At 66.8% G+C, this 2674-nt stretch carries 3 protein-coding genes; all 3 read right to left on the bottom strand.

Annotation, left to right across the window (positions count from 1 at the left end; genetic code table 11):
- Nucleotides 1-4: 4 nt before the first annotated feature.
- Nucleotides 5-223, bottom strand: coding sequence for a hypothetical protein (locus AC1DOC_RS28460; protein WP_478130999.1), 219 nt, complete (start codon nt 221-223; stop codon nt 5-7).
- A 90-nt stretch (nt 224-313) separates the two neighbouring features.
- Nucleotides 314-1732 carry a tRNA uridine-5-carboxymethylaminomethyl(34) synthesis GTPase MnmE gene (mnmE, locus tag AC1DOC_RS28455; protein ID WP_018903418.1) on the bottom strand — a complete coding sequence of 473 codons (1419 nt, stop codon included), beginning with the start codon at nt 1730-1732 and terminating at the stop codon, nt 314-316.
- 69 nt (nt 1733-1801) lie between these two features.
- Nucleotides 1802-2674: membrane protein insertase YidC (yidC, locus tag AC1DOC_RS28450; RefSeq protein ID WP_478130998.1), on the bottom strand; the 873-nt coding region annotated here is incomplete at its 5' end.

Here is a 2674-nt window from a genome sequence, read left to right as displayed (position 1 = left end):
GTTCCTACCTGCTCACGCGCTGCACGCTGATGGCGCCGCTCTCCAGGAAGTACACCGACCGGTCGTGCGTGCCCTGCTCGATGAGAACGTCCCCCACGCCGGTGTCGATGGGCTGCAGGTAGCCCGCCAGCGTTTCCCACTGCTGTACGTTGAGCGTCAACGCGAAGGCGTCGCTGCTGCTGTTGTTGTCCGCGATTGCGCGGCTCAGGTTCTGGATGGACATGCTTTTCTCAACCCCCGCATCTGTGCCGGAGTATCCGCGAAGGGCGCGGTTTTCGGCTACAACTCTTTACGTTTTTCGGGCGAGCTGTCGCTATTTGCCGATACAGAAGCGAGAAAAGATGACGCCCAGCAGGTCGTCGGCGCCGAATTCGCCGGTGATTTCGTTCAGTGCGTTCTGTGCAAGGCGAAGCTCCTCGGCCAGCAGGTCGAGCAGCTGCGCCTGCGCCGCCAGATGGCTCGCGGCCAGCGCCAGGTGCGTTTCCACCTGGCCCAGCGCCTGCACATGACGCGCCCGCGCCAGGTAGACGCCCTCGGGCACGGCCTGCCAGCCGGCCATGGCCAGCAGCTGTTCGCGCAGCGCCTCGATGCCGAGGCCGGTCTTGGCGGACAGGGCGATGCCTTGTTGGGCCGCACCCGCCGTCTCCGGCATTGGCGCGGCGTCCTGCTTGTTCCAGACATCGAGCACCGGCACGCTCGCGGGCAGCTTGTGTTGCAGCACGCGCAGGATCTCGGCGTCGGCGGCGGCGTACTCGGGCTGGCCGGCACGCGTCAGGTCGTGCAGGAACAGCACGGCATCGGCGCCCTCGATCTGGCCCCAGGCGCGGGCCACGCCGATCTGTTCGACCTCGTCGCTGCTTTCGCGCAGGCCGGCCGTGTCCACCACGTGCAGCGGCACGCCGTGGATCTGGATGGTCTCGGACACCACGTCGCGCGTCGTGCCCGCCACCGCGCTCACGATGGCCAGCTCGGCGCCGGCCAGCGCATTGAGCAGCGAACTCTTGCCCGCATTGGGCTGGCCCGCAATGACCACCTTGATGCCTTCGCGCAGCAGCGCACCTTGTTTGGCGCGCTGCTGAACTGCCGCCAGCTGCGCCTGCAGCTTCGCCAGCTGCCCCGTCGCATCGGCCTTCTGGAGAAAGTCGATTTCCTCTTCCGGAAAGTCGAGCGTCGCCTCCACCAGCATGCGCAGGTGGATCAGCGCATCGCGCAGCGCGTGGATCTCGCGCGAAAAGGCACCCGACAGCGAACGCCCGGCGCTGCGCGCGGCCGCCTCGGTGCTGGCGTCGATCAGGTCGGCAATGGCTTCGGCCTGGGCGAGGTCGATCTTGCCGTTGAGAAAGGCGCGCTGGCTGAACTCGCCCGGCTCGGCCACGCGCAGGCCAGGCAGGCGCGGCCGGCCGGTGACGGGATCGGCCTCGGCGGCGGCTTCGAGGCAGCGCGCCAGCAGCAGCTGCAGCACGACCGTTCCGCCATGGGCCTGCAGTTCGAGCACGTCTTCGCCCGTGAACGAATGGGGCGAGGGAAAGTGGATGGCCAGGCCGTGGTCGACCGGCTCGCCGGCCGCATCGCGAAAGGGAAGGTAGGTGGCTTCGCGCGGCTTCAGCGGCCGGCCGCAGAGCGCGTCGACCAGCGGCGCGAGCCGGGCGCCAGACACCCGCACGATGCCGACCGCCCCGCGCCCCGAGGCGGTGGCGATGGCGACGATGGGATCGGTGGTGCGGGCGAGCATGGTGCGGATTCTTTCAGCAAAAAGGGCCGCTGACGCGGCCCTTCGGGGATGGTTCGGAGCGCGGGCGGGCTACTTGGTGCCCAGCACGCCCAGCCGCTTGTTGATGAACCACTGCTGCGCGATCGACAGCACGTTGTTGGTGATCCAGTACAGCACCAGGCCGGCCGGGAAGAAGATGAACATCACGCTGAACGCGAGCGGCATGATCCACATCAGCTTGGCCTGCATCGGATCGGGCGGCGTCGGGTTGAGCCAGGTCTGGAACAGCGAGGTGAGCGTCATCACGACCGGCAGGATGTACCAGGGGTCCGGTGCCGACAGGTCGGTGATCCAGCCGATCCACGGCGCGTGGCGCATTTCGACCGACGACAGCAGCACCCAATAGAGCGCGATGAACACCGGAATCTGGATCACGATCGGGAAGCAGCCGCCCATCGGATTGACCTTCTCGGTCTTGTAGATCCGCATCATTTCCTGCTGCATTTCCTGCGGCTTGTCCTTCAGCCGCTCGCGCATTTCCATGATCTTGGGGTTGATGGCCTTCATCTTGGCCATGCTTGCGTAGGCCTTGGCATTGAGCCAGTAGAAGGCCGCCTTCAGCAGCACCACCAGCGCCACGATGGCCCAGCCCCAGTTGCCCAGGATGCCGTGCAGCTGCGTGAGCAGCCAGTACAGCGGCTTGGAGATGATCGCGAAGATGCCGTAGTCCTTGACCAGGTCCAGGCCAGGGGCGATGGCTTCGAGCTTCTTTTCTTCCTCGGGGCCGGCGAACAGCGCGCTGTTCACGACCTGCGTGGCGCCCGGAGCGATCTTCGGCAGCGTCGCCACCATGGCGACGGTGTAGAGGTTGTCGCCCAGGTCCTTCACGCGGAACTCGCGGCGCAGCTGTTCGCTGGCCGGGTCGCCCTTGAGCAGCCAGGCCGACGCGAAGTAATGCTGCAC

The organism is Variovorax sp. 01T439_2 (genome assembly GCF_056398445.1).
The sequence above is the reverse complement of the archived record's forward strand: the minus strand, read 5'-3'. Positions and strand labels throughout refer to the sequence as shown.